The organism is Scrofimicrobium canadense (assembly GCF_009696615.1).
GTDB classification, from domain to species: Bacteria; Actinomycetota; Actinomycetes; order Actinomycetales; family Actinomycetaceae; genus Scrofimicrobium; species Scrofimicrobium canadense.
In genome coordinates, this window is record NZ_VULO01000016.1 from 1 (window position 1) to 24,284 (window position 24,284).

At 53.3% G+C, this 24,284-nt stretch carries 22 protein-coding genes and 1 pseudogene; 12 read left to right on the top strand and 11 right to left on the bottom strand.

Annotated features, from left to right (window positions below; genetic code table 11):
• Positions 1-404: 404 nt before the first annotated feature.
• The 6 genes from FYJ24_RS11455 to fepB all read right to left on the bottom strand — a co-directional run bounded on the left by FYJ24_RS11455 (position 405) and on the right by fepB (position 7,046).
• The gene (locus tag FYJ24_RS11455; RefSeq protein WP_154546522.1) at positions 405-1,652 is read right to left on the bottom strand and encodes an enterochelin esterase domain-containing protein; all 1,248 of its coding nucleotides are present in this window, start codon (positions 1,650-1,652) and stop codon (positions 405-407) included.
• Between the two features lie 4 nt (positions 1,653-1,656).
• A complete protein-coding gene (locus tag FYJ24_RS11460) occupies positions 1,657-2,760 on the bottom strand; it encodes an LLM class flavin-dependent oxidoreductase (RefSeq protein ID WP_154546524.1) in 1,104 nt (367 codons plus the stop codon).
• Positions 2,761-3,618 carry an ABC transporter ATP-binding protein gene (locus FYJ24_RS11465; protein ID WP_318656684.1) on the bottom strand — a complete coding sequence of 286 codons (858 nt, stop codon included), beginning with the start codon at positions 3,616-3,618 and terminating at the stop codon, positions 2,761-2,763.
• A gap of 3 nt (positions 3,619-3,621) precedes the next feature.
• The gene (locus tag FYJ24_RS11470) at positions 3,622-4,734 is read right to left on the bottom strand and encodes a FecCD family ABC transporter permease (protein ID WP_154546526.1); all 1,113 of its coding nucleotides are present in this window, start codon (positions 4,732-4,734) and stop codon (positions 3,622-3,624) included.
• Positions 4,731-5,879 (bottom strand): FecCD family ABC transporter permease, encoded by a 1,149-nt coding sequence (locus tag FYJ24_RS11475; protein WP_206192691.1) that lies wholly within the window; start codon positions 5,877-5,879, stop codon positions 4,731-4,733. The genes FYJ24_RS11470 and FYJ24_RS11475 overlap by 4 nt, the downstream gene beginning before the upstream one ends.
• Before the next feature lie 129 nt (positions 5,880-6,008).
• Positions 6,009-7,046, bottom strand: a complete 1,038-nt coding sequence (gene fepB, locus FYJ24_RS11480; RefSeq protein ID WP_206192692.1) for a Fe2+-enterobactin ABC transporter substrate-binding protein — start codon at positions 7,044-7,046, stop codon at positions 6,009-6,011.
• A 391-nt stretch (positions 7,047-7,437) separates the two neighbouring features.
• Here fepB and FYJ24_RS11485 point away from each other — a divergent pair, with 391 nt between their 5' ends.
• On the top strand, positions 7,438-8,400 hold the full coding sequence (locus FYJ24_RS11485) for a hypothetical protein (RefSeq protein ID WP_154546528.1): 963 nt from the start codon (positions 7,438-7,440) through the stop codon (positions 8,398-8,400).
• An 83-nt stretch (positions 8,401-8,483) separates the two neighbouring features.
• Here the strand turns inward: FYJ24_RS11485 and FYJ24_RS11490 are convergent, their stop codons facing one another.
• Positions 8,484-9,524: a DNA adenine methylase gene (locus FYJ24_RS11490; protein ID WP_318656685.1), complete on the bottom strand. Its 1,041-nt coding sequence runs from the start codon at positions 9,522-9,524 to the stop codon at positions 8,484-8,486.
• 246 nt (positions 9,525-9,770) lie between these two features.
• Between FYJ24_RS11490 and rpsF the strand changes: the two genes are divergently transcribed.
• The 4 genes from rpsF to rplI are packed head-to-tail and all read left to right on the top strand — an operon-like array spanning position 9,771 to position 11,395.
• Positions 9,771-10,061 carry a 30S ribosomal protein S6 gene (rpsF, locus tag FYJ24_RS11495; protein WP_154546532.1) on the top strand — a complete coding sequence of 97 codons (291 nt, stop codon included), beginning with the start codon at positions 9,771-9,773 and terminating at the stop codon, positions 10,059-10,061.
• A gap of 26 nt (positions 10,062-10,087) precedes the next feature.
• The gene (locus tag FYJ24_RS11500) at positions 10,088-10,648 is read left to right on the top strand and encodes a single-stranded DNA-binding protein (protein ID WP_154546534.1); all 561 of its coding nucleotides are present in this window, start codon (positions 10,088-10,090) and stop codon (positions 10,646-10,648) included.
• A 34-nt stretch (positions 10,649-10,682) separates the two neighbouring features.
• Positions 10,683-10,922, top strand: a complete 240-nt coding sequence (gene rpsR / locus FYJ24_RS11505) for a 30S ribosomal protein S18 (RefSeq protein ID WP_154546536.1) — start codon at positions 10,683-10,685, stop codon at positions 10,920-10,922.
• 20 nt (positions 10,923-10,942) lie between these two features.
• Complete coding sequence (rplI, locus tag FYJ24_RS11510; protein ID WP_154546538.1) at positions 10,943-11,395, top strand: 50S ribosomal protein L9; 453 nt, start codon at positions 10,943-10,945, stop codon at positions 11,393-11,395.
• Between the two features lie 246 nt (positions 11,396-11,641).
• On the opposite strand, the gene FYJ24_RS13075 is transcribed toward rplI, so the two are convergent.
• Both FYJ24_RS13075 and FYJ24_RS13080 read right to left on the bottom strand, forming a co-directional pair.
• On the bottom strand, positions 11,642-11,851 hold the full coding sequence (locus tag FYJ24_RS13075) for a helix-turn-helix domain-containing protein (RefSeq protein ID WP_318656694.1): 210 nt from the start codon (positions 11,849-11,851) through the stop codon (positions 11,642-11,644).
• Positions 11,837-12,100, bottom strand: a pseudogene (locus FYJ24_RS13080) (transposase); the annotation flags it as partial. The pseudogene FYJ24_RS13080 and the gene FYJ24_RS13075, both read right to left, overlap by 15 nt.
• 273 nt (positions 12,101-12,373) lie before the next feature.
• Between FYJ24_RS13080 and FYJ24_RS11520 the strand changes: the two are divergent.
• Together FYJ24_RS11520 and FYJ24_RS11525 are read left to right on the top strand one after the other, a co-directional pair.
• Positions 12,374-12,877, top strand: coding sequence for a phosphoribosyltransferase (locus tag FYJ24_RS11520; RefSeq protein WP_318656686.1), 504 nt, complete (start codon positions 12,374-12,376; stop codon positions 12,875-12,877).
• 70 nt (positions 12,878-12,947) lie between these two features.
• Positions 12,948-13,832 carry a diacylglycerol/lipid kinase family protein gene (locus FYJ24_RS11525; RefSeq protein WP_154546542.1) on the top strand — a complete coding sequence of 295 codons (885 nt, stop codon included), beginning with the start codon at positions 12,948-12,950 and terminating at the stop codon, positions 13,830-13,832.
• A gap of 24 nt (positions 13,833-13,856) precedes the next feature.
• On the opposite strand, the gene dnaB is transcribed toward FYJ24_RS11525, so the two are convergent.
• Entirely contained in the window at positions 13,857-15,212 is a 1,356-nt protein-coding gene (dnaB, locus tag FYJ24_RS11530; protein WP_318656687.1) for a replicative DNA helicase, read from the bottom strand.
• 232 nt (positions 15,213-15,444) lie between these two features.
• Between dnaB and FYJ24_RS11535 the strand changes: the two genes are divergently transcribed.
• Entirely contained in the window at positions 15,445-16,833 is a 1,389-nt protein-coding gene (locus FYJ24_RS11535; protein WP_206192693.1) for an MATE family efflux transporter, read from the top strand.
• Positions 16,834-16,844: 11 nt separating this feature from the next.
• On the opposite strand, the gene FYJ24_RS11540 is transcribed toward FYJ24_RS11535, so the two are convergent.
• On the bottom strand, positions 16,845-18,266 hold the full coding sequence (locus tag FYJ24_RS11540; RefSeq protein ID WP_154546619.1) for a CCA tRNA nucleotidyltransferase: 1,422 nt from the start codon (positions 18,264-18,266) through the stop codon (positions 16,845-16,847).
• Positions 18,267-18,382: 116 nt separating this feature from the next.
• On the opposite strand from FYJ24_RS11540, the gene FYJ24_RS11545 reads away from it, so the two are divergent.
• Genes FYJ24_RS11545 through trxB form a run of 4 tightly spaced genes read left to right on the top strand, consistent with a single transcriptional unit; the run spans position 18,383 to position 24,252 of the window.
• Positions 18,383-18,907 (top strand): NUDIX hydrolase, encoded by a 525-nt coding sequence (locus FYJ24_RS11545; RefSeq protein ID WP_154546544.1) that lies wholly within the window; start codon positions 18,383-18,385, stop codon positions 18,905-18,907.
• A complete protein-coding gene (locus tag FYJ24_RS11550) occupies positions 18,904-20,649 on the top strand; it encodes a DUF6049 family protein (RefSeq protein ID WP_154546546.1) in 1,746 nt (581 codons plus the stop codon). The genes FYJ24_RS11545 and FYJ24_RS11550 overlap by 4 nt, the downstream gene beginning before the upstream one ends.
• Positions 20,646-23,312: a murein biosynthesis integral membrane protein MurJ gene (gene murJ / locus FYJ24_RS11555; RefSeq protein ID WP_154546548.1), complete on the top strand. Its 2,667-nt coding sequence runs from the start codon at positions 20,646-20,648 to the stop codon at positions 23,310-23,312. The genes FYJ24_RS11550 and murJ overlap by 4 nt, the downstream gene beginning before the upstream one ends.
• A 10-nt stretch (positions 23,313-23,322) precedes the next feature.
• Positions 23,323-24,252, top strand: coding sequence for a thioredoxin-disulfide reductase (gene trxB / locus FYJ24_RS11560; protein ID WP_154546550.1), 930 nt, complete (start codon positions 23,323-23,325; stop codon positions 24,250-24,252).
• The last annotated feature ends 32 nt before the right edge of the window (positions 24,253-24,284 follow it).

A 24,284-nucleotide genomic window follows, 5' to 3' on the forward strand; every position in this document is an offset into this window, starting at 1 on the left:
CTTTCAAACTCACCAAAGCCTGAAGAATCAACGTAGGATCAGAGACAGTGAAGGTGTTTCTATTATCTTTTTGGATCACACCTAAAAGTATGAAACACCTTCACACCCCACCAAAGTCCGAAGAGCCGGTATAGAGCGTTCTTCACTGGTGAGTGCTTGGTTTTTACCGATTTGTGCGAAAGAAAACGGTAAAAAGCAGACACTCACAAAAGCACCCACAGACTTGAACGCTTTCTCGCACCGGTTGTGTGGCCAACTCTCACAAAAACCTGGCATCCTATTCGCCCCTGGGGCTTCCCGTACAACAGCCTGGGCGTTCTGGTAGCTGCCGGGGCGGCACACAGCCCCAGGAACAGTATCATGTCCCCGTACGTGGGAAGAGGAGAACCCAAGAGCCACATTTATTATTCACCGGCATGTGAGCTCCTCAGGTGCCTTCCTCCCAGCAGCACCGCAAGTGCATCTCCGATACCACCACGCCAGCAGGCCATATCGTGTCCCCCCACATATTCGCGATAGTGAACGGTGGCCCCAGAACTGCGCAACGCAGAAACCAACGGAGGATGGTACGGCAACAAAACTGGTTCGTACGCTCCTACCTCAAGCCAAATATTCGCATCTGTGCGCGCCTGAGAAGCCCGATCAAGCATGTCACACTGCCATAGCGATGATGACTGCGCAACAGCGTTACCGACACAATCAGGATGGTCTAATGTGATCTTGAGTGCACTGAGCCCACCGAGGCTCTGACCAACAACAACGGTATTGTGGGCGGACGCCGCAATCGGAAGATGTTCCCTCGCCCATGGTAAAAGCTCAGATACGACGTAGGAACTGATGTTCCCGTCGATCGCCAGGTCACGCAGTCTCTGCTCGGTTCCTTGCGAGTCGACAAGCAAGAAATACGGTGGTCTGATGAATCCACTGAGCGCAAGATTGTCTGCAGTGTGAGTGAAGCTATCGGAAGTTCGCCACACGTCACCGTCAAGCATAACAACGCACGACGCCGGATCCGTCTCACCAACCCCCGGAGGCGCGTAGATCCACACGGTACGTCCTGAGATCTCTATTGCTGGGGACATACTGCCACGCACATTATCGGGACTGGGGCTTTCGATCCATTTTTGCACCGGTGCCCGGTCAAGATGTGCAACGGAGGTTGCGCGCCCTCCAAAAGTCATCTCGCTGTCGGGATTCTTGGGGTCGAAGCGCGCCTCTTGACGCAATGCTCGTAGAGCAGTGAAACGATCCCCCCGGGACATTGCTTCGTATTGCTTAGCCCCTAGAGAAACAAAGGCATACGACCCACGCCATGCGCGGTCCAGTATGAATGTTGCTGCCCATAAGCCGCTTTCCGCAACTCGGCACATTTTCCCCTCTGACGGACTATTGGTTACCTTATTGACGTTGACAAGAACGCATTCGGCACTCGGGTCTTCATAGAGGAATGTGACGAGTGCTTGGTCTGGCGACTCGTCCATATCTTCAACCAGGGGAGTGCTCTCTATTGTCTTCCAGAATCGATCGATTGCCCGCGGGTCGTGTTTTGCTCTCTTTTCTAATGCGTCGATCGTGGGGCTGTATGCTCGCGGCGCAGCCGGAAAAGACTCTGGCATGGGTGGTCGACGCGGAATAGTAAATGATGATGACACGTGGTTACTCGCCCATTCCGAGGTGACCGCGCAACGTGTGAGAATGATACTCGGAACGGAAAAGTCCCAGTTCAGCTAAGCGGGGGATCACCTCGTCCACCAAGAGTTGCAAGGAGTTCCACGAGCCGGCTGGCAGTGCTATGAAGCCGTCAGCGCCACCTGCCTCATAGCGGCGCACAATCGCTTCGACGGCGTCACTGGGGGTTCCCACCACACTCCAATGCTTCACATGGCCTGGGGCATAAGAGTCAAAGGATTGCGCGGCCAAATCCTCGGCCTTCTCACGGTTAGAAGCCAAGCACAAACTTAGTCCGGGCAACACCCTCACGGCCGTTGGTTCACGGCCCTCGCGCTCAGCCAATTCTGCGAGTTCCTCTTTGAGTGCCACTCCCGACTCTGTTGTAGCATTCATTGCGAATACAGCATCGGCATATCGCGCCGCACAATGCTTTGACTGCGCAGATCCTCCCGCATGTAAGAGTGGGAGTGGATGGTCGTCGTAGGCGGGAACAGTCAAGGGCCCAGCCACGTCAAAAACTCCGGGCGAACTAATCGGTCTCACAAGCTCCGGTTTCGCGAATATCCCTTGATGCCGGTCAAGAACTATGGCGGAAGCCGGATAGCTGCCCCAGAGCCGTCGTACAGTTTCAACGTAATCTTGAGCATCTTGGTAGAGCTCAACGGAAGTCCGCTGCTCGACTCCCACAAAATTATCTTTCCCGCCCAGCGAGGTGACTACATTCCATCCTGCGCGACCACGACTGATGTGATTGAGGGATTGGGTCTCTCGAGCAACGAAATAAGGTTGTGTAAAGGAAGAAGAGAAGGTGGGAACTAAGCCGATCGAGTGAGTTTCTCTGGCGATGACACTCATCATCACTACCGGGTCAAGTCCTGTAAAGCCGGGCCATGTTACCAGCGGTTCTTTCTTGAGAAGTAGCGCATCGGGTTTGAAAACAAAATCCATATGCGCTTGTTCAGCAAGTTGAGCAGCGCGGATGAAGAGTTCGCCCGATAGAAGGTCTTCGATACCGGAAGAGGGGTCGCGCCACGCACCACCGCGCAACCACGTGGGTGAAAGTGAGAGTCCAATAGTGAGGCCAGTCATTTACGCATCACTTCTCAACGCACCAATGGGAATGACCAAGGGGGTGCCGAATACTGGATCAGGGATTATCCGCGCGTCTAGATCGAATACTCGATGAAGTAGCGATTCGGTCATAATGTCCGAGGGGACGCCCTGTTCGACGATATCGCCGTCTTTCATGACAATAAGGTGATCGGCAAAGCGACACGCTTGGTTCAGATCATGAAGGACCAACGCCATAGTCCTCCCCTCTTCCCGATTGAGACGTCGCACCAGTTCCAGCACCTCAAGCTGATGAGAAATGTCAAGAAATGTTGTGGGCTCATCCAAAAGCATCAGCGGAGAATCTTGGGCCAATAGCAGTGCAATCCACACTCGTTGGCGTTGACCCCCGGAAAGCTCCTCAACAGGCCTTGTAGAAAGGCCAGCAATGCCCGTAGCTTGGAGCGCGCGGGCAACAGCGACCTGGTCATCCTCCGACCACTGCTGCAGCATTTTTTGATGGGGAAAGCGGCCACGCCCAACCAGCTCAGCAACAGTGATTCCAAAAGGAGCAACTGACGATTGCGGCAACAGGCCAAGTTTCCGCGCCAACTCCTTGGGGGCCATGCTACGAATATCCGTTCCGCTGAGGTAGACAGTGCCCTGCGAAGGTTGCAATAGGCGTGAAAGAGCCCGCAACAGTGTAGATTTACCACAAGCGTTCGGCCCGATAATGACACTGACTTTCCCTGAAGGAATCTCGACGTTGAGTGATGAAGAGATGACGCGGGCATCATATGCCAAAGTGAGATCCACGCCGGTGAGAGCAGATGGCCGTTCCTGACTCATGCTGCTTTCGCGGGATGCTGTTGACGCGTGAGCTTCGCGGTTATTCACGTTTTACACCTGCCTAGACCTGGTCAGAAGCCAGATCAAATAAATACCACCGATCACACCGGTGATACGACCTATTGGAACTGTCGCGTTCATCGGCAACAGTTGCGTGACAACATCAGCCATGACGAGCAACAGCGCTCCCATAGCCGCTGAGCTCACCACAGGCACAGCGCTTGAGTGAGTGATACGGCTAGCCAACTGCGGAGCAGCCAGGGCAACAAAGGCGATCGGACCCGCGGCTCCAGTTGCCAACCCCGCTAAGATCACTGCCAAGGCGATGAGAGCCAGCCTGGTGCGCTCAACCGAAATGCCCAACTGACTGGACATGTCATCGCCCATTTCCATCAAGGTTGCCCGCCGTCCCAGTGCGATCACCAGCGGAGCGATCACAACGGTTCCTATCATGATGGTCAACGCCTGAGACCACTTGCGGGCCTCTAGGGATCCGGACATCCAAATATTCGCGGTGATCGCGTTATCCAGGTCCCCCATCACCAACAAGAGATTATTGGCTGCGGAGAGTACCGCCCCCACGCCGATACCCACCAATATCAGTCTGAATCCACCGGTTACACCACCTTTAACCGACAATAGATACACGACTAAAGCTGTCAGAAATCCTCCGATAACGGCACTTGCTGCCACAGCAAGTGCGTCACCTTGGAAAATAATGATTTGGGTGATAGCCCCCGTGGCAGCGCCGGTAGTAAAACCAATCACGTCAGGAGACCCCAAAGCATTGCGCGACACCGATTGAAAGATTGCCCCAGAAATTCCCAAAGCAGCCCCTGCAAAGAGTCCTGTCACAACCCGCGGTAGTCGTAGTGTTTGCACCACCGTTGCGTTCGTCTCTTCAGAAAAATGTCCGCGCAGTGGGTCGATAAGGGCTGCAAACACTTCACCGGCCGGAATCCATAGACTCCCCACCATCATGGCAACGATGCCTAGGAGAACAGCACACGCAAGGAGTATCACGGTTGTCCATGCGGTGCGAGGCCGCACGATGATACTCACGTTTCTCACTTTGACCACTCGGCCCGGCGGTGCTGCAGCATTCCATACCTCGGCATTGATTCCTGCAGGGGCACCATCATCCACACGTATTTGGTGGGTCATAGTTGAATTAACCGTTTTCTTCTTACGAGAAAGACAAAGAAAGGGCCACCGATAAGAGCAACCATGATTCCCACACTTACCTCGGCTGGTGGCGCTATCAGGCGGCCAAGGACGTCTGCCAACACCATGAGAACTGCTGAGATCATTGCAGAATAGGGCAAAACCCATCGGTGATCAACGCCAGCAAGAAGGCGAGCAATGTGTGGGGCTGCCAGACCTAGAAAGGTGATCGGACCAGCGGCTGCAGTGGCGGCACCTGCCAACACAATGATCGACACTCCTGCGATCGCCCAGGTTTTGGTGGGGTTTGCACCCAATGCTCGGGCGGTATCTTCCCCCAAAGCCGTTGAGTCTAGTGAGCGGGCAACTGAAAAAGCTAAAAGCAACCCGACTAAACCTAGAGCCCCTGTGGCAGCTAATACTTCGAAGCCGCGACCAGCAAGAGAGCCAGCGATCCAATTGCGGTATCTGTCATACACCTGCTCCACGCTATTGAGGAGGATGAGCTGGGTGAGTGCAAGCAACACTACAGATAGCGCCGCTCCCGAGAGCACTAATTTGACCGGGTTGGTTCCTTTTCTTACGCCACCAAGAATGTACACAAAAACCCCGGCGATAGCAGCACCCACCATTCCCAACCACATGTATCCCAGGACGTTACTTATCCCCAGAAATGCTATACCGGCGGCGATAGCGGCAGCGGCACCAGCATTAACTCCAAGCAATCCAGGTTCTGCCAGAGGATTGCGGCTTAGAGCCTGCATTACTGCGCCCGCCACGCCTAAACATAGGCCCACAACAACGCCTAAGAGGACCCGCGGGAGTCTGAGTTGCAGTACCAACAAGTGCTCACTATTTGCTGGGTCAAAAGCAGTGAACGCCTCCCAGATTGTCTCCCACGATATTGATCGGGACCCAACTACAATGCCGGCAATGCATAAGAGCATTAAAGCTCCTGACATTAAAGCCAGCCCTAATATCTTGCGCCCGGTGCGCTGCTGGCGCGCTCTTTCGGCTACAGCTCCCACTTCCTCAGCCGGCCGTGTGAGTGGCTGCTTTGAATACCGTAGAGGAGGGACTATCGCAGTGCGTTCTCGTGGGGGAGCAACCTGTGAAGAAGTGGGCATCGATTCGCTAACTACCATATGGCCAAAGTTCTACGTTGTCGTTGTATCTGAGTAGCTGGCGTGTAGTGCGGTCAGCATGCTTTTCGATACATGCCAACCGCACTATAGCCTCGCCTTATCGATTAATCTGTCGTGGCAACAATGGCTTTATTTGCCGAAGTTTTCAAGGACAGATTCGACAATTTCCGTTGCACTGAACTGGTCAATGCGGAATGAGTTCGCTCCCAGTCCATAGACTTGCCCAGCCTTAACTGAGGGAAGGTTGGCAAGTAATGGGTCCTGAGCAAATGCCTGAGCCTTTTCATTGTCTGCAGAGAGAATAAAGGTGGTCTCGGCGGTAAGTTCGCTGAGATTTTCATATGTTGCCCACACGAAATCTTCACGTGCTTGAGGCTGTGTATGCCATTCGCGGTTTGGTTCTTCGATAGTGAACCCCAGTTCTTGAAGGATTCCTGCCTGAGCGGAACCTGGGAGTGCAATGGGGTTGTTTTCGCCCGCGCCATTGAAGGAAACGATATTCGCCTTGCCCTCAGGAACAGTAATCTTTTCCTTGGCATCAGCAACAAGCTGGTCAAACTCTTCAACAGTTTCCGCTGCTTGGTCTTCCAGACCAGTAGCCTCACCCAACTGTGCAGCAAGCGATTGCCACGTCTGGCCACCGTAATCAACAACAATGGTGGGAGCGATATCTTGGAGTTCTTTTACCTGATCAGCCAAAGAATCAGCACCCGCGGCAGATACCACAATAAGATCTGGCTTCTGACCAATCAGCGCTTCTAAATCCACGCTTCCTGCTGACCATAGGTTGGCAACATCGCGCTCTTGGGCAACGTCTGCCCACTGGGCAAAGAATTCTCCATTAGCTGCCGAAGCACTGGCAAGGACCGGAGCGTCAATTGCCAACAGCGTTCCAGTCACGGTAACCGACGTTGAGGCGATGCGTTCTGGCTGCGCGGGAATCTCGGTGGTACTTCCATCAGCATTATCAAACGTGCGAGGCCATTCGCCGTCAGTTCCGGTGGCTTCAGCAGCACTCGATTGTTGGTTTGCATCACTTTGACTGGACTGTTCAGCATTGGACTGCGCGTCGTTTCCGCTTCCGCAAGCGGTCAACATTAACGCGGCACTCGCTGCCAGGCCAACTAGTGTGCCAATTCTTCCGTGCGACCTTAGCGTCGTACTCATTGAGTTCCCTTCTGTGTAGATTGCGCCTCATGAAAAGGGTGTGGTCTGAATTGCCGTCCCCCACATTTCACATGGCACGGTTATGGCCTCCCGCTACTGGCGGCCAATAAGGTAAGGCTACCCTCATTTATTTCTGGATACCAGTAGTAGCCTGCATCAGATTGAACTGCAGCATGAATTTTTATATGCACGAGTCCGACACCAGTTGCGGTAGCTTGCCTATCTGGCATAAAACTGGCGTCGCATGTGACTAAGTACATACCTTCGACATATTGCCCTCATACGTCAGATATTCGTGAAGTACCGTCACTGCTAGCGCCTACTAGAGAGCGATGATAATTCGGAGTAAACTCCGGTTGATATCAGCTGACACACCTTGAGCGGAGCAACAATGGAGTACAGCATACAAGCAGGTGGGACCACCGCATTCGTTCAGGCACACGGCGCAATGGTGACAGCTGAATTTACTGTCAATGGACACACTGTTCGGCCCCTATATCAGGCACCGTGGTCTGACTATGCGCATGACCCTCTACTAGCTCATTTACGCGGAGACTTTCCTTGCGTGCCATTTGGCATTGCACCTTCCTCAACAGTGAGCTTCCCACCACCATGGAACCTTCTTGACCCCGGCACTACGGCTTACGCTCACGGCTATTCATCCGTCGGATTATGGGATGAGATTGAAGAGGGGACGTTTCACCTACAGTATCCGGAAGAGGACACGGTAGAAAGTATTACTCGCACGGTTGCGCCAACAGGTGGGCGCATCGACATTAAAGACCGCATTCATATGCGTCGCGAAGCCAACCTCCCGCTCGGATTGCACCCTATAGTGCGTTTACCAGAGAAGCCAGGGGCAGCTCGACTAAATCTTCCGCCGATGCGGTCAGCGCGAACGTATCCGGTACAACCAGAAGAAACCTCGGTACTAGTCCCCGACACACGTCTCATCGCATTGGATCAAGCTCCAATGTTGGATGGGGGAAGCCTGGACCTCACGCGACTGCCCCTTCGTCAACACACAGAAGAGTTGGTTGGACTTTTTGATGTCACTAAGCCGGTCGTATCTTTAGACAATCTGGATGAGGGGTACAGGGTCACCATCGAGTGGGACAACACCTACCTGAAACACTGCATGTTGTGGATCTCTAACTACGGTCGCGGATACGAGCCGTGGAACGGAAGAAACCTGTGTCTGGGAATCGAACCGATCACTTCTGCTTTTGATCTAGGACAAGCCATCTCTGCAACATCAAATCCTCTCAGCGCTGAAGGCCTACAGACATCGGTTCCACTGGCGGGTGGCATGTCATACACGCTGAAGCATTCGATCAGTGTGGAAGAGCTCTAGAAGCACCTCAGGTGCTGGATTTTTGCGACCTCGTAGCTTCCATTACAGACACATAACACGCACCTGATGAGGTGGGAGGGATGCTAGAGGCTCACCATCGCATCCAACCGCTCCGAGTCTCCTGTCAGGATCACGTATTCCGTGTTTTTCGTGTGGGAAACCTTCCCCACCTTTTTTCCTTCCAGATTATGGATGCCGATTTTTGCCCCCACGTACCGCCGGTAATCAAAGGACAAAACCCTGGTGTCGCCTCCTCGGGCTTCACACAGTTCAACAAGCTCTTCCAGAGGAAGAAAACCTTCGTCAGAAAAACTCAACATCACTATGTCTGCCTGCACATTGCTAATCACATGAGCTAAAGCTGCAGGCATCTCACGTTTCCGATTGAAAACGCTCTTATTCTCCTCATCGCGAGTATCTGCGCGTTTACACGCGACGCCATAATGTTCAGGCGAGTCCCAACGGACCAGCGTCTCCCATACGTGATAGTTCCCAAAATATCTGTGCTGGTTGTATGGGGGATCCAAATATGCAAGGTCCACATGGGGAAGCTCGTGAACCAACTCAACTGCGTCACCGCGAACGGCCCGACCTGGACCCGGCGTCAATTGGGGAACGCGCAGTTCAAGAGGTTTGAGCGCCCTAGGCGCCCACTGTTTCAAATATGCCATCTGTATCCCAACGGTTGAATCCACGGCATCGGCGGCTTCCAAAAGAGACGTCAACAGAATCGGGCGTAGCGGCGAATCGGAATATAGTTGGTCAATCCCTTCACGAATGGCGTCAATGCGCTGCCCGTTATCGGGATGAAAATACCGGGACGCCTCACAAAACGTCTCCGTAACATAACCTCGACGAGGTGGAAGTGCGCTCAAGCGATCTAGCGCCTCTTGTATCTCCCGCGTATCAACCTGAGTGGCATCAGCCTCCACGTAGCATTGTGCCAGAACCTCAGAATATGTAGCGAGGTCACTAGCGGTTGTGAAAGCGCCTCTGCGACAAAACTCTTGGGCAACTCGGGTTGTTCCTGTGAAGAGGTCCAATGTAGTGCGGGCACCACTTGCCTCCATCAGGTCACCCAATACTGGTACCAGGAGACGCTTGGAGCCAAGATACTTGATCACGCTGGCAATGATGGCACATGCACCTCCCATTGGTGCAATACAGTGTCATAATTCTCAAGCCCTGCCGCTATTTCACACTGTGTTGAGAATTATGACACTGTGTTGCGGGCGAGGGGGACAGCACTTCATCCAAACTGGTAGCATGATTGCTTGGAACAATAAGGTAAATGCTTTGTTGCTCCACCGCATAGCCCTCCTGTCACGGACCGTCCGTGACCGTTTAGACCGTAGGAGGTGGGTATTTATATGCGCGCATATGAACTGATGGTGATTCTCGACCCAAGTGTCGATGAGCGCACCGTCGCCCCTTCAATGGAAAAATTGCTGGCCCAGGTAACTGAAGCTGGTGGCTCCGTTGAAAAGATCGATGTATGGGGTAAGCGCCGACTAGCATACGAAATCCTCAAGAATTCTGAGGGTATCTATGTTGTCATCAACATGACCGCCACCCCTGAGGTAGCTCAGGAAGTGGATCGTCAGCTGACCCTCAATGAGACCGTCCTGCGCACGAAACTGCTGCGCGCGGACTCTAAGTAACCACCGCCAGCCCAGGAGCAATAGCAATGGCGAATGACACGATCATTACAGTTGTCGGCAATTTGACCGCTGACCCAAATCTGCGTTTCACCAATACTGGAACTGCAGTTGTTGATTTCACGGTCGCGTCCACGCCGCGCACATTCGACCGCCAATCAGGCCAGTGGAAGGATGGGGAAACCCTGTTCTTGCGCTGCAGTGCATGGCGTGAATACGCGGAGAATATTGCTGAGTCCTTGGGTAAGGGAATGCGCGTCATCGTGCAAGGCCGCCTGGTGCAACGTTCTTACACTCCACGTGAGGGTGGAGAACAGCGCACAGTGGTCGAACTTCAGGTGGACGAGGTGGGACCAGCACTGCGCTACGCAAAAGCACAGGTGACCCGGACACCTCGTCAAGATGGAGGGAATTACGGTGGCGGAGGCCCGCAAGGTGCCCCACGCCAGCAAGCACCAGCCCAACAAGGCGGACCCGCGCAGGCGGATTATTCGCAAGGTGGCTATGGTGCTCCCACCGGAGGCCAAGAAGGCGATCCATGGGGCGCAGCCCCAGCTGGGTCCAGCTTTGACGACGCACCCCCGTTCTAATACATCAATCTTTCACATCATTTAGGAGACCATCATGGCGAAGCCACAACTTCGCAAGCCGCTTAAGAAAAAGCCCGGCCCAGTAAAAACCATCAAAGTCGGCGCGGTTGACTACAAAGACACCGCTCTTCTTCGCAAGTTCATCTCTGACCGTGGCAAGATTCGCGCCCGCCGCGTCACTGGCGTTTCCGTTCAGGACCAGCGCCGCATTGCCAAGGCCGTGAAGAACGCCCGCGAAATGGCCCTGCTGCCTTACTCCAGCTCAGGCCGCTAAACCCAGGAAGGAAAGACGACATGCGTAAGCTAGTACTAAACCGCGACGTCGAGAACCTGGGTAAAGCCGGGGATGTCGTAGAGGTAAAAGACGGGTACGCCCGTAACTACCTGATTCCTCGCGGCTATGCCGAGGTATGGACCCGTGGAGCACAACGTCACATTGACCAGATCATCGAACAACGGCGCAAGCACGACATTGCCACTGCTGAGGAAGCCATCGCCCTGCGCGATGCCATCCAAAGTGGTGACTCCGTGGTTGTGACTCGCAAGTCCGGAAGTAACGGACGCCTCTTCGGTGCTGTTTCGCCGAAGCTGGTTGCTGAGGCCCTCTCAGCTGCCTTCGGTCGTGTGATCGACCACCGCAAGGTCGACTTGGTTGAGGTCATCAAAACCACTGGTGAATACCCCGTAGTGCTGCGTTTGCACCCAGAGGTAACCGCCACAACTACCGTTCAGGTGGTTGCTGAATAGCATTCAGATGCTCTTGCGGTGAGGATGAGAGACCTTAGAGTTTCTCATCCTCACCGCATTTGTATTTGACCCCGCACCCTCATAAGCATTACCGCTCATGGAACCGTTATCTTTCGCGCAGTCGAACAGCACGCTTAATATGGGACTGATGTTCCTATGGGACTGTCTTTATAAGTGTGATGCTTCTATATGTGATGCTCCTATTGTGTGTCAAGGCGGTTAGGTGTGATGTGGGTCGTGGGTGGTTTAGGCGGTTTGGAGTCCTTGTTGGTAGTTGGCTCGCAGGGTTTTTAGTGGTCGTCGGTCGGTTTCGATGTCGCTGATTCTTGCGGGCCAGGTGTCTAGTGCTTTGGCGGCTTGGGTTTGGCTGATGCCTTGGGCTGTTCGTCTGGCGCGCAGGTCAATACCACGGACAGGTTCTTGGGTGGTTTGGGGTCTGGTGAGGGCCCGGTAGATTTCCCGGCAGAGAGCTCGTTTGAGTTGGCGAAGGGTCTCTTTCTTGGTTTTCCCGCGACCGGTTTGGCGCTCCACGTAGTCTTTGGTGTTTTGATCGGTAGACATGCGGACCAGAGCGATGTGATGCAAGGCTTTGTTACCGCGCCGGTCCCCACCCCTGTTTAGCCGGTGCCGGTTGGTTTTGCCGCTGGAAGCGGGGATGGGGCAGGCTCCGCATAGTTTCGCGAAGGCCGCCTCGGATCGGATTCGTTCGGGATTGTCCCCTCACCCAGCAATTAGATAAACGACACACCAAAGCGCCCCTAGCTGGGGGCAGCTGCGCCTCTGCCTGAAGTGACGATTCGGTTGGCTCTCACTGTCAATCGATATCCTTGCTGTTGCTGCCGCATCATTGGGCGGCGTAATACAATCAGTCAAGTGTCTTGGTGAACCAATCCAAAGCCGATCTACGTAACGGGAAAACATAGGCTGAAGAAAACTCGCCGCTACAGAAAGAACCTGAGGTGCAGGTAGAGTAGTTGAGTGACTGAACGTGAAATACTCACCTGGGAAGATTTTGGCCAAGCATCAAGAGATGTTGCGCTAGAGATTGTCGACTCTGGATGGCATCCAGATTTCATCATCGCGGTTGCTCGTGGGGGCTTGCCACTGGCTGGAGCCTTGGCCTACGCGTTGGACATCAAGCCCGTTGGCGCGCTCAATGTTGAGTTCTACACTGGTGTTGGTAAGACCCTCCCGGCCCCGGTCTTACTTGAACCTGGTATTCGCCTCGATGCCTCACTTGGGCAACGAGCTCTCATTGTCGATGATGTGGCAGATTCGGGTAGGTCGCTTCGCCTGTTATTAAGACTTCTTCGGGATGAGGGAATACCCACCGATCAGGGTCTTGCCACCTTCGATGTGCGGACGGCTGTTCTTTATCACAAGCCGCGTTCAGTCGTGATTCCAGACTATTCGTGGATGCAAACAGAAAAGTGGATCAGCTTCCCCTGGTCTACATTGCCACCAGTCACATGGCCTCAATAGAGACTACAGTAGGTATTGCTAGTCAAAAAAGAGCTATATTGCCGGTCCCTATGTACTACGCTTCAAAGTAATGCATAACCACCTACATCTCCTAGTATCATCAATGTCGGCGCGCGGAAAAGCACTTGAAGTTGGCAAAGAAGTTGTCCGAATATTACGTGGTGCCGGATGGGACGTTACTGTACAGGTCACCAGGTCTTCAGATAGTATCCCTGCTGCCGCACAAAATGCTGATACAAGATTGGTTGGTGCAGTTGGTGGCGACGGCTATATCGCGGCTGTTGCTCAAGGATTGGCAGAAGATCCTGACCGCGTAATGGTCCCATTCCCGGGTGGACGAGGCAACGATTTGTGTCGGTCTCTGGGAATCGGAACAGATTCCTTGACACATGCCAAAACACTTACTCAACCAGACCTAGAAAACCGAATTCGTGCCATCGACGGCATGTGGATTGGCTCGAAGCGACAGCTGGCTTTGGGAGTTGTATCCCTTGGAATCGACGCGACAGCTAACCGCTTTGCCAATCAGTCTAGGTTTCGATCAGGCCCCTTGGCATATTCGTGGGGTGCAATAGCCGCCTTTACCCAGTCGCACCCCAATGAGTTTGTGGTTGACGTTGATGGTGTAGTCTGTGATCTTCCCGGCTGGGTATGTTCGATTTCCAATAGCGGGTGGATCGGTGGGGGAATCAATATCCTTCCCACGTCAGATCCCTATGACGGGGTCCTAGAAGTACTCCAGGTTGCCCCCACATCGAAAGCACGAGCATTGCCTCTATTGGCAAAAGTCCTCGGGGGGCGCAATCTTGATAGTCCTTTGGTGCAAGTAATCTCCGCTCGTGAAGTGCACTTTATGGCACCAACAGGAATTGTTGCAATGGCTGACGGTGACATGGTCGCAAAAGTACCATTCACAGTACGTGTAGCCCCTCAGGTCGTTCGTGTCGTCATATGACTCTGTAATGCGCAGAAGGAGTGGCTAGAAGGAATCTGGTGGCGTGGTCCGAGCCATATTCACAAAGCGCGCCATCTGCCCTTGGAAGGCAACAGGAATCGTCCGCGTTTCACCATTGCGGTGTTTGGCGACAATAATGTCTGCCTCTCCCACCCGCTCATCCTCGTTGTAGTACTCGGGCCGGTGCAACAACATGATGACGTCTGCATCCTGCTCTAGCGAACCCGATTCACGCAAGTCCGCAATCATCGGCTTTTTATCCGTACGCCCCTCAGGACCACGGTTTAGCTGCGCTACAGCAATGACTGGAATCTCAAGTTCCTTTGCCAACAACTTCAACTGTCGTGAAAACTCACTGACTTCCTGCTGTCGAGACTCTACTTTTCGCCCCGAACTCATCAGCTGCAGGTAGTCAATGACGACCAAGCCCAAGTTATATTTTTGTTTGAGACGTCGACATTTTGCGCGAATTTCCATCATCGTCATATTGGGAGAGTCGTCAATAAAAAGCGGTGCTTCAGAGACTTCCCCCACCCGCTTTGACACACGTTCCCAATCTTGTGCGCCCATGTTGCCTGAACGCATCTTCGAGAGAAAAACTCCGGTTTCAGCTGACAACAGACGCATGGCAATTTCAGCGCGAGACATCTCTAGGCTGAAAATCCCAGCAGTGACATTATTGTGTATGGCAGCTGAGCGGCAAAAATCTAAGGCTAACGTTGACTTACCCATGGCGGGACGTCCAGCAACGATGATCATTTGGCCAGCATGAAGTCCTTGGGTCAAATCATCAAGGTCTTTGAATCCGGTCGGAACCCCGCGGAATTCATCTTTATGGCGCTCGATATCAATGAGTTCATCAATGAGCTCTTCAGACATATCGGCAAGCTTCACATAGTCTTCTTTGTCGCGCCTTTCAGCAATCGCGAAAACTTCTGCTTGGGCTTCATCCACAATCATGTCGACTTCACCGCCGTCCTCAGAATATCCGAGCTGAGCAATGCGAGTTCCCGCGGTGACAAGTCGCCTCATGATAGCGCGTTCCCTGACAATGCGCGCATAATATGCAGCATTCGCTGCCGTGGGGACAGTCGCGATCAGTGTATGGAGGTAAGGAGCTCCCCCAACGCGCTGCAGTTCCCCGCGCCGACGCAACTCTCCTGAGACGGTGACGGGGTCAGCTGGTTCTCCGCGCCCGGAAAGATCGATGATGACGTTGTGAATAAGCTCATTGGCTGGTTGATAGTAGTCCGCTGACGTGACAATATCTGCCACTTCGAGAATTGCGTCTTTGGATAGCATCATCGAGCCAAGCACCGAACGCTCAGCTTCTAAGTCCTGTGGTGGCACACGGTCAAATGCGTATTCTGTTGCCTCCACCAAACCTCCTGCACTATGTCCTGTTCGAGGGTATCGGGTGCAATGCTCAAAACCAATTCTTCAATGTGGACAGAGGGGCTATAGCTTGTGTATTAGTTGTGAATTGCCTGTGGATTAAGCGGGGATAGACTGTAGCGCGGTGGGTGAGAATCCGTCACCCCTTGGATAAAAGCGCTGGAAGATGTCCACATATCTGTTCACAGCTTGTGGATAACAATTGAGGATAAAACTGGTGGATAACTCGCAGGGTGCCGCTCACGATGCAGACAAGTCTCAACCTCACACTGAGACTTACTCTACTCGGTCAATATTTGCGCTGGCCATCCCAGCTTTGGGTGCTCTAGTTATCGAGCCAACTCTCACATTTATCGACTCCGTTATGGTTGGTCACCTGGGCGTTTCACAACTAGCTGGCCTCGCCGTCGGTGCAGCAGTTATGAACACCCTTGTGGGTATCTTCGTGTTTTTGGCGTATTCCACAACCGCCTCAACCGCCGCACACATCGGCGGTGGGAATCGCACGCGCGCGTTAGAAACCGGTGTCCACGCAATATGGTTAGCCTTGGGATTAGGAATCGCAGTTCTCATCCTCGTCGAAGTATCAGCCCCGTGGTTAGTAGAACTTTTAGGCGCCGACAGTCAGACGCTAGCCCCCGCAGTTGAATACTTGCGTTTCGGAGCACCCGGCATGGTTGGAATGCTCACTATCCTGGCGGCCACAGGAACGTTACGCGGTATGCTCGATACGAAGACACCACTCTATGTTCTCGCTGGCGGAGCAGTAATCAACGTCAGCGGAAATTTCCTTTTCATTTACGGACTCAACCTCGGTATTATCGGCGCCGGAATCAGTCTTTCTATTACTCAAACTCTCATGGCCTGTGTACTGGTGCTTAAAGTTCTGGCCGAGGCGAAACGCACTGGCGCTAGCCTGCGTCCTCAACGCACCGGAATATGGGACAGCGCCCGCACGGGAATACCACTCTTGTGGCGCACCATCTCGCTTCGCATAGCACTCTTAGCTACTCTTTCAGTGGCAGCAGTTACTGGGGCTACTGCCCTGGCAGCTCACCAAGTAGTCATGTCGATTTGGACTATAGCTTCTTTTGCTCTTGACGCTCTTGCTATCGCTGCGCAGAGCTTAGTGGGCGTCGCAATTGGGGCGGGAAACTTAGAGGAGTTACGGCGCTTGGTGCGTCGACTGACTCTGTGGGGAGTCTGTGGAGGGGTGGGCCTTGGCGTAATTCTGGTCGCCTCCTCCCCCTGGACACCATTGCTTTTTGGTTCTGATCCCTCAATGCATCAGATAGCAAGCGGCGCGCTCCTTGCTGCAGGTCTTTGCCTTCCCATAGGCGCTTTGGTATTTCAGCTTGATGGAATACTCATCGGCGCACAGCAGGGCCCTTACTTGGCAAAAATGGGTGTTCTTACGCTAGTTGGCTATCTTCCGGCTCTCGGGATTCTTTACTGGTGGATTCTTCACCAAGGGACTCTTGACGTGGCCGCACAAAGTACCGTGATGATCTGGCTGTGGATCGCGTTTAGCGGGTGGTTCATGACACTTCGAGCGGGCACCAACTGGATGCGGGCTCGCTCACTGGGCGAGCCTCGAGCCAACTAGGACTACTTCTCTCATTGTGCTGAGCGCTGCTCCCACCACTCCAATAGTCGCCGCGATGCCTCTTTCTCGCCCAACGGGCCTTCCTCCATGCGCAGGCCCAACAAGTATTTGTATGCCTGCCCCACCTCGCGCGAAGGTTTCAAACCAAGAAGTTTCATGATTTGCTCTCCATCGAGATCTGGACGTATCGCTTCCAGGGCTTCCTTTTCTCGCAATGCAGCAATACGAGCCTCTAAATCGTCATATGCAGCGGAAAGAAACTGTGCCTTGCGACGGTTCCGGGTTGTGCAATCAGCCCTTGTCAACCGATGCAGACGTTCCAGTTGGTCACCCGCGTCACTGACATAGCGGCGCACAGCCGCGTCTGTCCACGATTGCTCTCCATATCCGTGGAACCGTAAATGTCCAGCCACGAGGTCTGTTACGGCCTTTGTAGTTTTTTTGTCGAATTTGAGTGCATTCATCCGCTTACGTGTCATCTTCGCTCCCACCACCTCGTGATGATGGAATGATACTTTCCCACCGCCTTCAAAACGACGCGTAGCGGGTTTCCCAACGTCGTGCATCAACGCAGCAAATCGCAAAATAAAGTCAGGTGCTGGCACAGGTCCATCTGCATCGGTCTCAAGATCCATAGCCTGGTCAAGTACAGTCAATGTGTGTCGGTACACATCTTTATGACGGCCGTGCTCGTCAACGGTTTCTCGCAAAGCAGCCAGTTCTGGCAACACATATTCGGCAACACCCGTATAGACCATCAACTCGATTCCTCGGCGAGGCTCTGCGCTGATGATAAGGCGTTCCAGCTCGGCCCGTATCCGCTCTGCCGAGACTATTTCCAGGCGAGGTGCAAGCTCTTCCATCGCCTGCATCACTTCGTAGTCCACATCCATGGACAGTTGTGCAGCGAACCGAGCGGCCCGCATAATGCGCAACGGGTCATCATCAAAGGACTGGAAAGGGGAAACAGGCGTAACAAGGTGTCCACCGGCAAGTGCCTGCAAGCCATCAAAGGGATCGACAAGCACCATAGTTGGTAGGCGCATAGCCATAGCGTTAACGGTGAAGTCTCGTCTCGAGAGATCACCCTCCAAGGTTTTCCCGAAATTGACAGTAGGCTTGCGCGAACTCGGATCATATTCTTCCGTCCGATACGTCGTGATTTCCACCACGAGTTCACCTTGGCGCGCTGCAATAGTTCCAAAGTCCCGTCCCACGTCCCACACAGCATCTGCCCACGGCTTTACTAATCCCATGACATCATGTGGAAGCGCATTCGTAGTCAGATCAAAATCATGCGGTGTAAGACCCAAGAATGCGTCGCGCACAGGCCCTCCCACCAGCGATAACTCGTAGTCTGCTTTTGAGAATGACTGTGCAAGGTCTGTGAGCTGAGATGGCAGTTGAGCAAAGGTCTTGGTCGCGTTGGCCATCATCTGGGGAATAGTCAGTGTTTCCATCACCTCCAAGATTGCCACTAAGTTACGCCGCTTGGGAATTCTATCTGCGCAATGGGGTAAAGCCCGGCAGGTCCACCTAAGCTGTAGTCATGAGTTTTCCCCGTCCGGAGCCGACGCGCCCGCAGCCACCGCAGCGCATCCGCAAGCGCACGCGCGTGCGCAGGGGACTGCCTGTCTCGGAGGAGGTATCAGCGGGGGGCGTATGCGTGAGGATTGATGAGGGGATTGCCTATGTCGCGGTTATCGCCCGGCGAAATCGTTCCGGCTCAATTGAATGGTGTCTACCCAAGGGACACATTGAAGCCGGTGAAACCGCAATTGCAGCAGCAGAAAGAGAAGTTGCCGAGGAAGCGGGCGTAACGGGACGAGCTATTCGCCACCTTTGTTCCATTGACTATTGGTTCTCCAGCCCTCGTACTCGTATTCATAAAACTGTTCACCACTATTTACTGGAATATCTTCATGGCGAGGTGACAGCTGAGCTGGATCCTGACCACGAAGCTGAAGATGCCGCGTGGATCCCGCTGAAGGAAGCGCGACACATTTTGGCCTACCCTAATGAACGACGCGTGATCGAGACGGCATTGAGCTTACTATACCCGGAGGTTCCATGAGGCGCGTCTTCGGTTGGATCCTCGGCATTGCAGTACTTGTATTGGGCTGGTGCATCCCAACGTTCACGGCCAGTGCAGCCGAATCTTCCGATATTGAGATTTCCTCACTCTCCCCAGAAGTATGGACAGGGGGTTCAGATCTCACGATTTCAGTGAAATCGTCACTTCCTGTCGCCCCAGGTTGGGATGTCGAAGTTTTTCTCTATGATTCCTCCCTCACCGATGATGAACATGCCCAGCGATATGTTGCTGGTGAGACATTTCCTGGGTGGAGAGTGCTAGCTGGGAGCCTTAGCCGAGAACAAATCACCACTTCAGATTCGACTAGTTCAGTTCACGTCACCATACCTGCAGACATCATGGCAGACGTGATTCCGGATGGGTCCGGCTTACGCGGCCTCAGCGTGGAACTCACCGGACCTGACGGAGCCTCATGGGTTGCGCGTTCACTTGTGGTGTATAACCTACAGGAAGTTCCTTCCACTCAGATTAATGTGGTGGCATTGGACCCCGAGGACTCCCAGGAGTGGTCCGCGCTTCCTGGAGTTTCCGTCGCTAGCCCCACACCTACCGGTACCGATCTACCATTGCCAATGGAGAATGCTGATTTGTCTTTGCTTGCGGCCACTGGATCAAAGGATTTACTGGATCTGGCACTATCAACACGTTCCCCCTCGGACATACCGGTTGTATTTGCGTCCGAGGCGGGATTCAGCATAGACGCAATATCAGCACTGCCAGAACAAGTGTGGGTAGCACCTCCTTCATGGAGCGCGCCACAAAGCCTGGTGACGCCCACCTCGCGCACAGAGGTGGATGGAGTAAGCCTCTTGGATCAGTGGGATCCGGGAGCTGAGTTGCTCAACATGCCCGAGGGCTCTGATAGCGAAGAGCTTCAGATTAGGCAGCGCCTGCGCGCGTCAGCTCTATGGGTTGGACTGGAAGACCCTGAAGATCAACGTACATTATTCATGGTTGTTAACAAGCCAGATACCGGCACCGCTTTGCACCGAGTGAGGGCTCTACTAGATGGCTCGTGGATAACTCCAGTTTCTTTCCAAGCTGTTCTTGACTCTCCATTGTCAATTGTTGAACGTGGGATACTTCCGTCGATCGGTGACGATGCCTTGGCCGCTGCACACATACTCTCCCCCCTGTCAGAGCATTATTCTCAAGCCCGCTCCGTGGCAGAGGCAACTCCTCTAGGTGTCTCCGCACTGGACGCCTACCTACCGAAGGTTTTGGCTCCAACTGCATATGATTTGAGTCTTGGCGACCGAGAAAAACTGGTATCGGCGGCCCTGCGTGAGCTCCATGCTTTCGTCGATATTATTGACGTTGTTCCTTTAGGAACAGTTAATGTCGTCAACAGTTCGGCAAATTTTCCCGTATCGGTAATGAATAAGGGAGATACCGAAATCTCACTTCGCGTAGCTTTACGGCCCAGCGATCCTCGTCTTCAATCGAAAAAGCCCGCGTATATTCAAGTCCCCGCAAGAGAGCAGGTAGAGGTGCAAATACCTATTACGGCGGTAGGTTATGGAGATGTGGAAGTTGCGGTGGAAGTCGCAACAGCGGCAGGCGTAGTCTTGGATGATTCTGAAGTGGTGAGCGTACGAGTTCGCGCTGATTGGGAGGATACGTGGACAATCATCGCCTTGTCGGTCTTTGGGGCGTTATTCGTATTTGGGCTGGCCCGCACTATTATCAAGCGTCGCAAACCTGTGGGAGATAATCAATGACCGATGCCGCCTCGCCCGATGACGAGGGCATACTTCAACCGAAACAACAGTCTCTACTACGTTCCTCAGCTCTCATGGCCTCAGGAACCCTAGTGTCCCGGTTACTTGGTTTTATTCGCTCTGCCCTTCTCATCGCGGCCTTAGGGAGTACCGCGGGTGCAGCAGCAGCCTTCCAGGTAGCCAACACTCTTCCGAATACGGTATATAACCTGCTTGCCGCCGGTATCCTTGACGCAATTTTGGTTCCACAAATCATTCGGGCACTCAGGCGCCGTGGAGGAAGCGAATACCTCAACAAGCTCATCACCTTAGCTGGCACTATACTTTTCGGAATTACCGTATTGACTATGATCGGAGCACCCCTTCTGATCAGTATTACTAGTGCACAATACGGCGGATCAATCCGCGCGCTGGCGATTACTTTCGCTCTATGGTGCCTACCTCAAATCTTCTTCTACGGGGTATACAACCTCTTTGGAGAAATTCTCAATGCCAGGGGGATTTTCGGCCCGTATATGTGGGCACCGGTAGTGAACAACATCGTGGGTATTGCCGGTTTAGGTGCTTTCTTAATGACGTGGGGTCCTTCAGGTGAGACGCTACCCCCAGAGGGATTCACTTCAGCGCAAATATGGGTTATTGCAGGCTCAGCAACATTAGGCGTTATTGCGCAAGCTTTATGTTTGGTGATACCTCTTCGCGCATCAGGGGTAAAACTACGCCTTGATTTTCACTTTAGAGGTACCGACTTTGGCTCTGCATCAAAGGTTGCGGGATGGACCTTTGCGACTCTCATGGTCAGCCAGTTAGGGGTCCTTTCCACAAGTAATCTCAATGGCGCAGCAGATATGTGGTCTGAGGGTACCGGAGTGGCGGTTGCTGGAACTCCTGCATACAACATGTCGTTCATGATCTATATGGTTCCGCAGTCTTTGATAGCAGTCACATTAGCCACTGCTATCTTTACCCGGCTGGCAAATAATGTTGCAAATCGTAATTTCAAGGCGGTAGCCCAGGACTATCACACCGGCGTTCGTCTGATCACGATGCTTTCTATGTTGGCAGTAGCTGTCCTCATGGCCGGAGCCGTTCCCATGATGCAGATGGTGATGCCCAGCCAGGGCCCTGAGGCTGCGGCTATTTACGCTCCTGTATTGATAGCCCTGCTCTTAGGCGTTCCCTCGACTGGCATAGTCATCATTTCTCAAAGAGTGTTCTTTGCGTTCGAAGATGCCAAGCCCGTATTCCTCATGGGTATCGTGCCGACCGCTCTCCAACTCATCGTTGGATGGACTATTTACTTCACTGCCGATGCCCAATGGTGGACTATCGGCGCAGCAGCGGCTGAAACGGTGTGCCGCGTTGTCCAAGGATTCATTGCGATCATCTGGACGGCGAAGCGTGTTCGCGCCATCAGCGCCGGCCGTTTGATTGCCTCGTATCTTCTCTACTTCTTCGCTTTCGTCGGCTCGGCGGTCTGTGGTCGGCTTTTATTGCGGTTAGTTTCTCCATTCAGTACCAGTTCGGGAACACTGTCACGTTTTTTCGGGGCGTCATGGCGTCTAGTGATGGTCGCTGTCGTAGTCACTGTGATTTTTCTGCTCATTTTGCGCCTCTTAGACCCAGAGGGATCACGCGCTGTCACTGAGCAGATTCGCGACCGGCTGGGTAAGGGGCCAAGCACTCCAGCCAATGAGCCGACGCCAGCGTCTGGCGTTACCGACGAAAATCTCGAAGAGCCTGAAGCCCTCACCTCCCAATTACAGACAATTTCCGACGCTGGAATCAATGCTTACGCAGCTGGAGCTCTTACTCCCCCGCCTTCCTGGGAAGAGATTATGGCTGAAGAGCAAGCTCACCAAACCCTCTCGCGTGCAATGGGAAGTCAGGATCCAACTGCGACCGGAAGTTTCCCCAGGCCCATCACTCCCACACGGGCCCCCCAGACCGAGTACGATGTGAACCAGAGTCCACATGCAAGAGGATCCGCTTTGACACCGACATCTACTCTCCAGTCATCCGATAACCGCTTCAACCCCACCGCCATATCTTTGGTTTTCGGTGCGGTCCTTGTCGTAATCGCATTGATCTTTGCGGTAAGGACACTGGGGGCTCCGGCTGGTGGCTCGCTTCTTGGCGCAATAGAACAGAGCGAATCGCAGCAGTCTCAGCAAAGTGACTCGCAATCTGGCGAAGAGCCAGCACCTCCAGCACCTCCAGAGCCGGAAGCCGGTACGCCAGTTATCTCTACTATCGAAGTCTTCTCCTGGAATGATGATGGTAGCGATCACCCAGAGCTCTCAGGGGCACTCACCGACGGAGATCCAGAGACCCTATGGTATTCACGCTACTACGATGCAAATCAGTTTTCGGAAGACAATACCGTCTCACTGCTCGTAAACTTTACTGAAGAAGCTAAAGTCTCAGAAGTCGTGCTCGATTTCATTGGCGGATCTGGAGAAGGTGAAGTGGTCCTACGCGCCGCCCAAGACGGAAATCCTCGTGCAGGAGATGTTCTAGCGACCGCAGCGATCACTGAACGCACCGTCATTAAACTTCCCGAGCCTGCAACCTTGTCTTCATTGGGTATCAATTTCACACGTATGCCTATTGATGATGAGGGAGTCCCCCGCGCTAAGGTATCTTCACTAACGATCAACTGAAAGAGTGCATATGTCTGATCTTCACCAACTCGTCATTGTCGGTTCAGGACCCGCTGGCTATACGTCTGCTATTTATGCAGCTAGGGCCGGGTTTAAACCAGTGGTTGTTGCGGGAGCAATCGATGCCGGTGGCGCTCTCATGACAACGACACTGGTAGAAAACTTTCCAGGTTTCCCTTCCGGTATTGATGGCCCTGACCTCATGGCGAATCTTCAAGCTCAAGCCGAAGCATTCGGAACTGAGGTGATTTTCGAGGATGCCAATAAGCTGGAATTGGAGGGGTCTATCAAACGTATACACCTCGACAACTCGATCTTAGAAACACAGTCTGTCATTCTTGCTACCGGCTCAGCATACAAACACCTCAATGTTCCTGGCGAGGACCTTCTTTCTGGGCGAGGTGTCTCTTACTGTGCGACATGTGATGGGTTCTTTTTTAAGGAAAAACACCTAGCTGTCATCGGTGGAGGCGACTCGGCAATAGAAGAGGCTACATTTCTTACACGATTTGCTTCGAAAGTGACTATCGTACATCGACGTGACCAGCTTCGTGCGTCCAAAGTCATGCAGGATAGAGCTTTTGCTAACGACAAAATCGATTTTGTGTGGAACTCCATTGTTGAATCCATAGAAGGGTCCGATTCGGTGACGGGCGTGAAACTTCGTGATACCGAGACCGATGAGACTTCGGTTCTTCCAGTAGACGGAGTGTTCGTAGCAATCGGACATCTGCCGCGAACAGACCTCGTTAAGGACCAACTGCAATTGACTCCGGATGGCTATATTTCGGTTGATGAACCCCGGACCGGTACATCGCTTGACGGTGTTTTTGCTTGCGGTGACGTCGTCGATCACATTTATCGTCAAGCAATTACCGCAGCCGGGTCGGGATGTAAGGCTGCTCTGGATGCTGGTCGATGGTTGGAGGAACAAGCCTGATGTGTGCCTGATCCGCCTCCTCAAGAGGTAGT

Coding starts and splice junctions, on each gene's coding strand:
- FYJ24_RS11540 (WP_154546619.1), bottom strand. CDS start 18,266: ATGGCCAACGCGACCAAGACCTTTGCTCAACTGCCATCTCAGCTCACA.
- FYJ24_RS11470 (WP_154546526.1), bottom strand. CDS start 4,734: ATGACCCACCAAATACGTGTGGATGATGGTGCCCCTGCAGGAATCAAT.
- trxB (WP_154546550.1), top strand. CDS start 23,323: ATGTCTGATCTTCACCAACTCGTCATTGTCGGTTCAGGACCCGCTGGC.
- rpsR (WP_154546536.1), top strand. CDS start 10,683: ATGGCGAAGCCACAACTTCGCAAGCCGCTTAAGAAAAAGCCCGGCCCA.
- rpsF (WP_154546532.1), top strand. CDS start 9,771: ATGCGCGCATATGAACTGATGGTGATTCTCGACCCAAGTGTCGATGAG.
- FYJ24_RS11545 (WP_154546544.1), top strand. CDS start 18,383: ATGAGTTTTCCCCGTCCGGAGCCGACGCGCCCGCAGCCACCGCAGCGC.
- FYJ24_RS11475 (WP_206192691.1), bottom strand. CDS start 5,879: ATGGTAGTTAGCGAATCGATGCCCACTTCTTCACAGGTTGCTCCCCCA.
- FYJ24_RS11550 (WP_154546546.1), top strand. CDS start 18,904: ATGAGGCGCGTCTTCGGTTGGATCCTCGGCATTGCAGTACTTGTATTG.
- FYJ24_RS11525 (WP_154546542.1), top strand. CDS start 12,948: ATGCATAACCACCTACATCTCCTAGTATCATCAATGTCGGCGCGCGGA.
- murJ (WP_154546548.1), top strand. CDS start 20,646: ATGACCGATGCCGCCTCGCCCGATGACGAGGGCATACTTCAACCGAAA.
- FYJ24_RS11485 (WP_154546528.1), top strand. CDS start 7,438: ATGGAGTACAGCATACAAGCAGGTGGGACCACCGCATTCGTTCAGGCA.
- rplI (WP_154546538.1), top strand. CDS start 10,943: ATGCGTAAGCTAGTACTAAACCGCGACGTCGAGAACCTGGGTAAAGCC.
- fepB (WP_206192692.1), bottom strand. CDS start 7,046: ATGAGTACGACGCTAAGGTCGCACGGAAGAATTGGCACACTAGTTGGC.
- FYJ24_RS11460 (WP_154546524.1), bottom strand. CDS start 2,760: ATGACTGGCCTCACTATTGGACTCTCACTTTCACCCACGTGGTTGCGC.
- FYJ24_RS11500 (WP_154546534.1), top strand. CDS start 10,088: ATGGCGAATGACACGATCATTACAGTTGTCGGCAATTTGACCGCTGAC.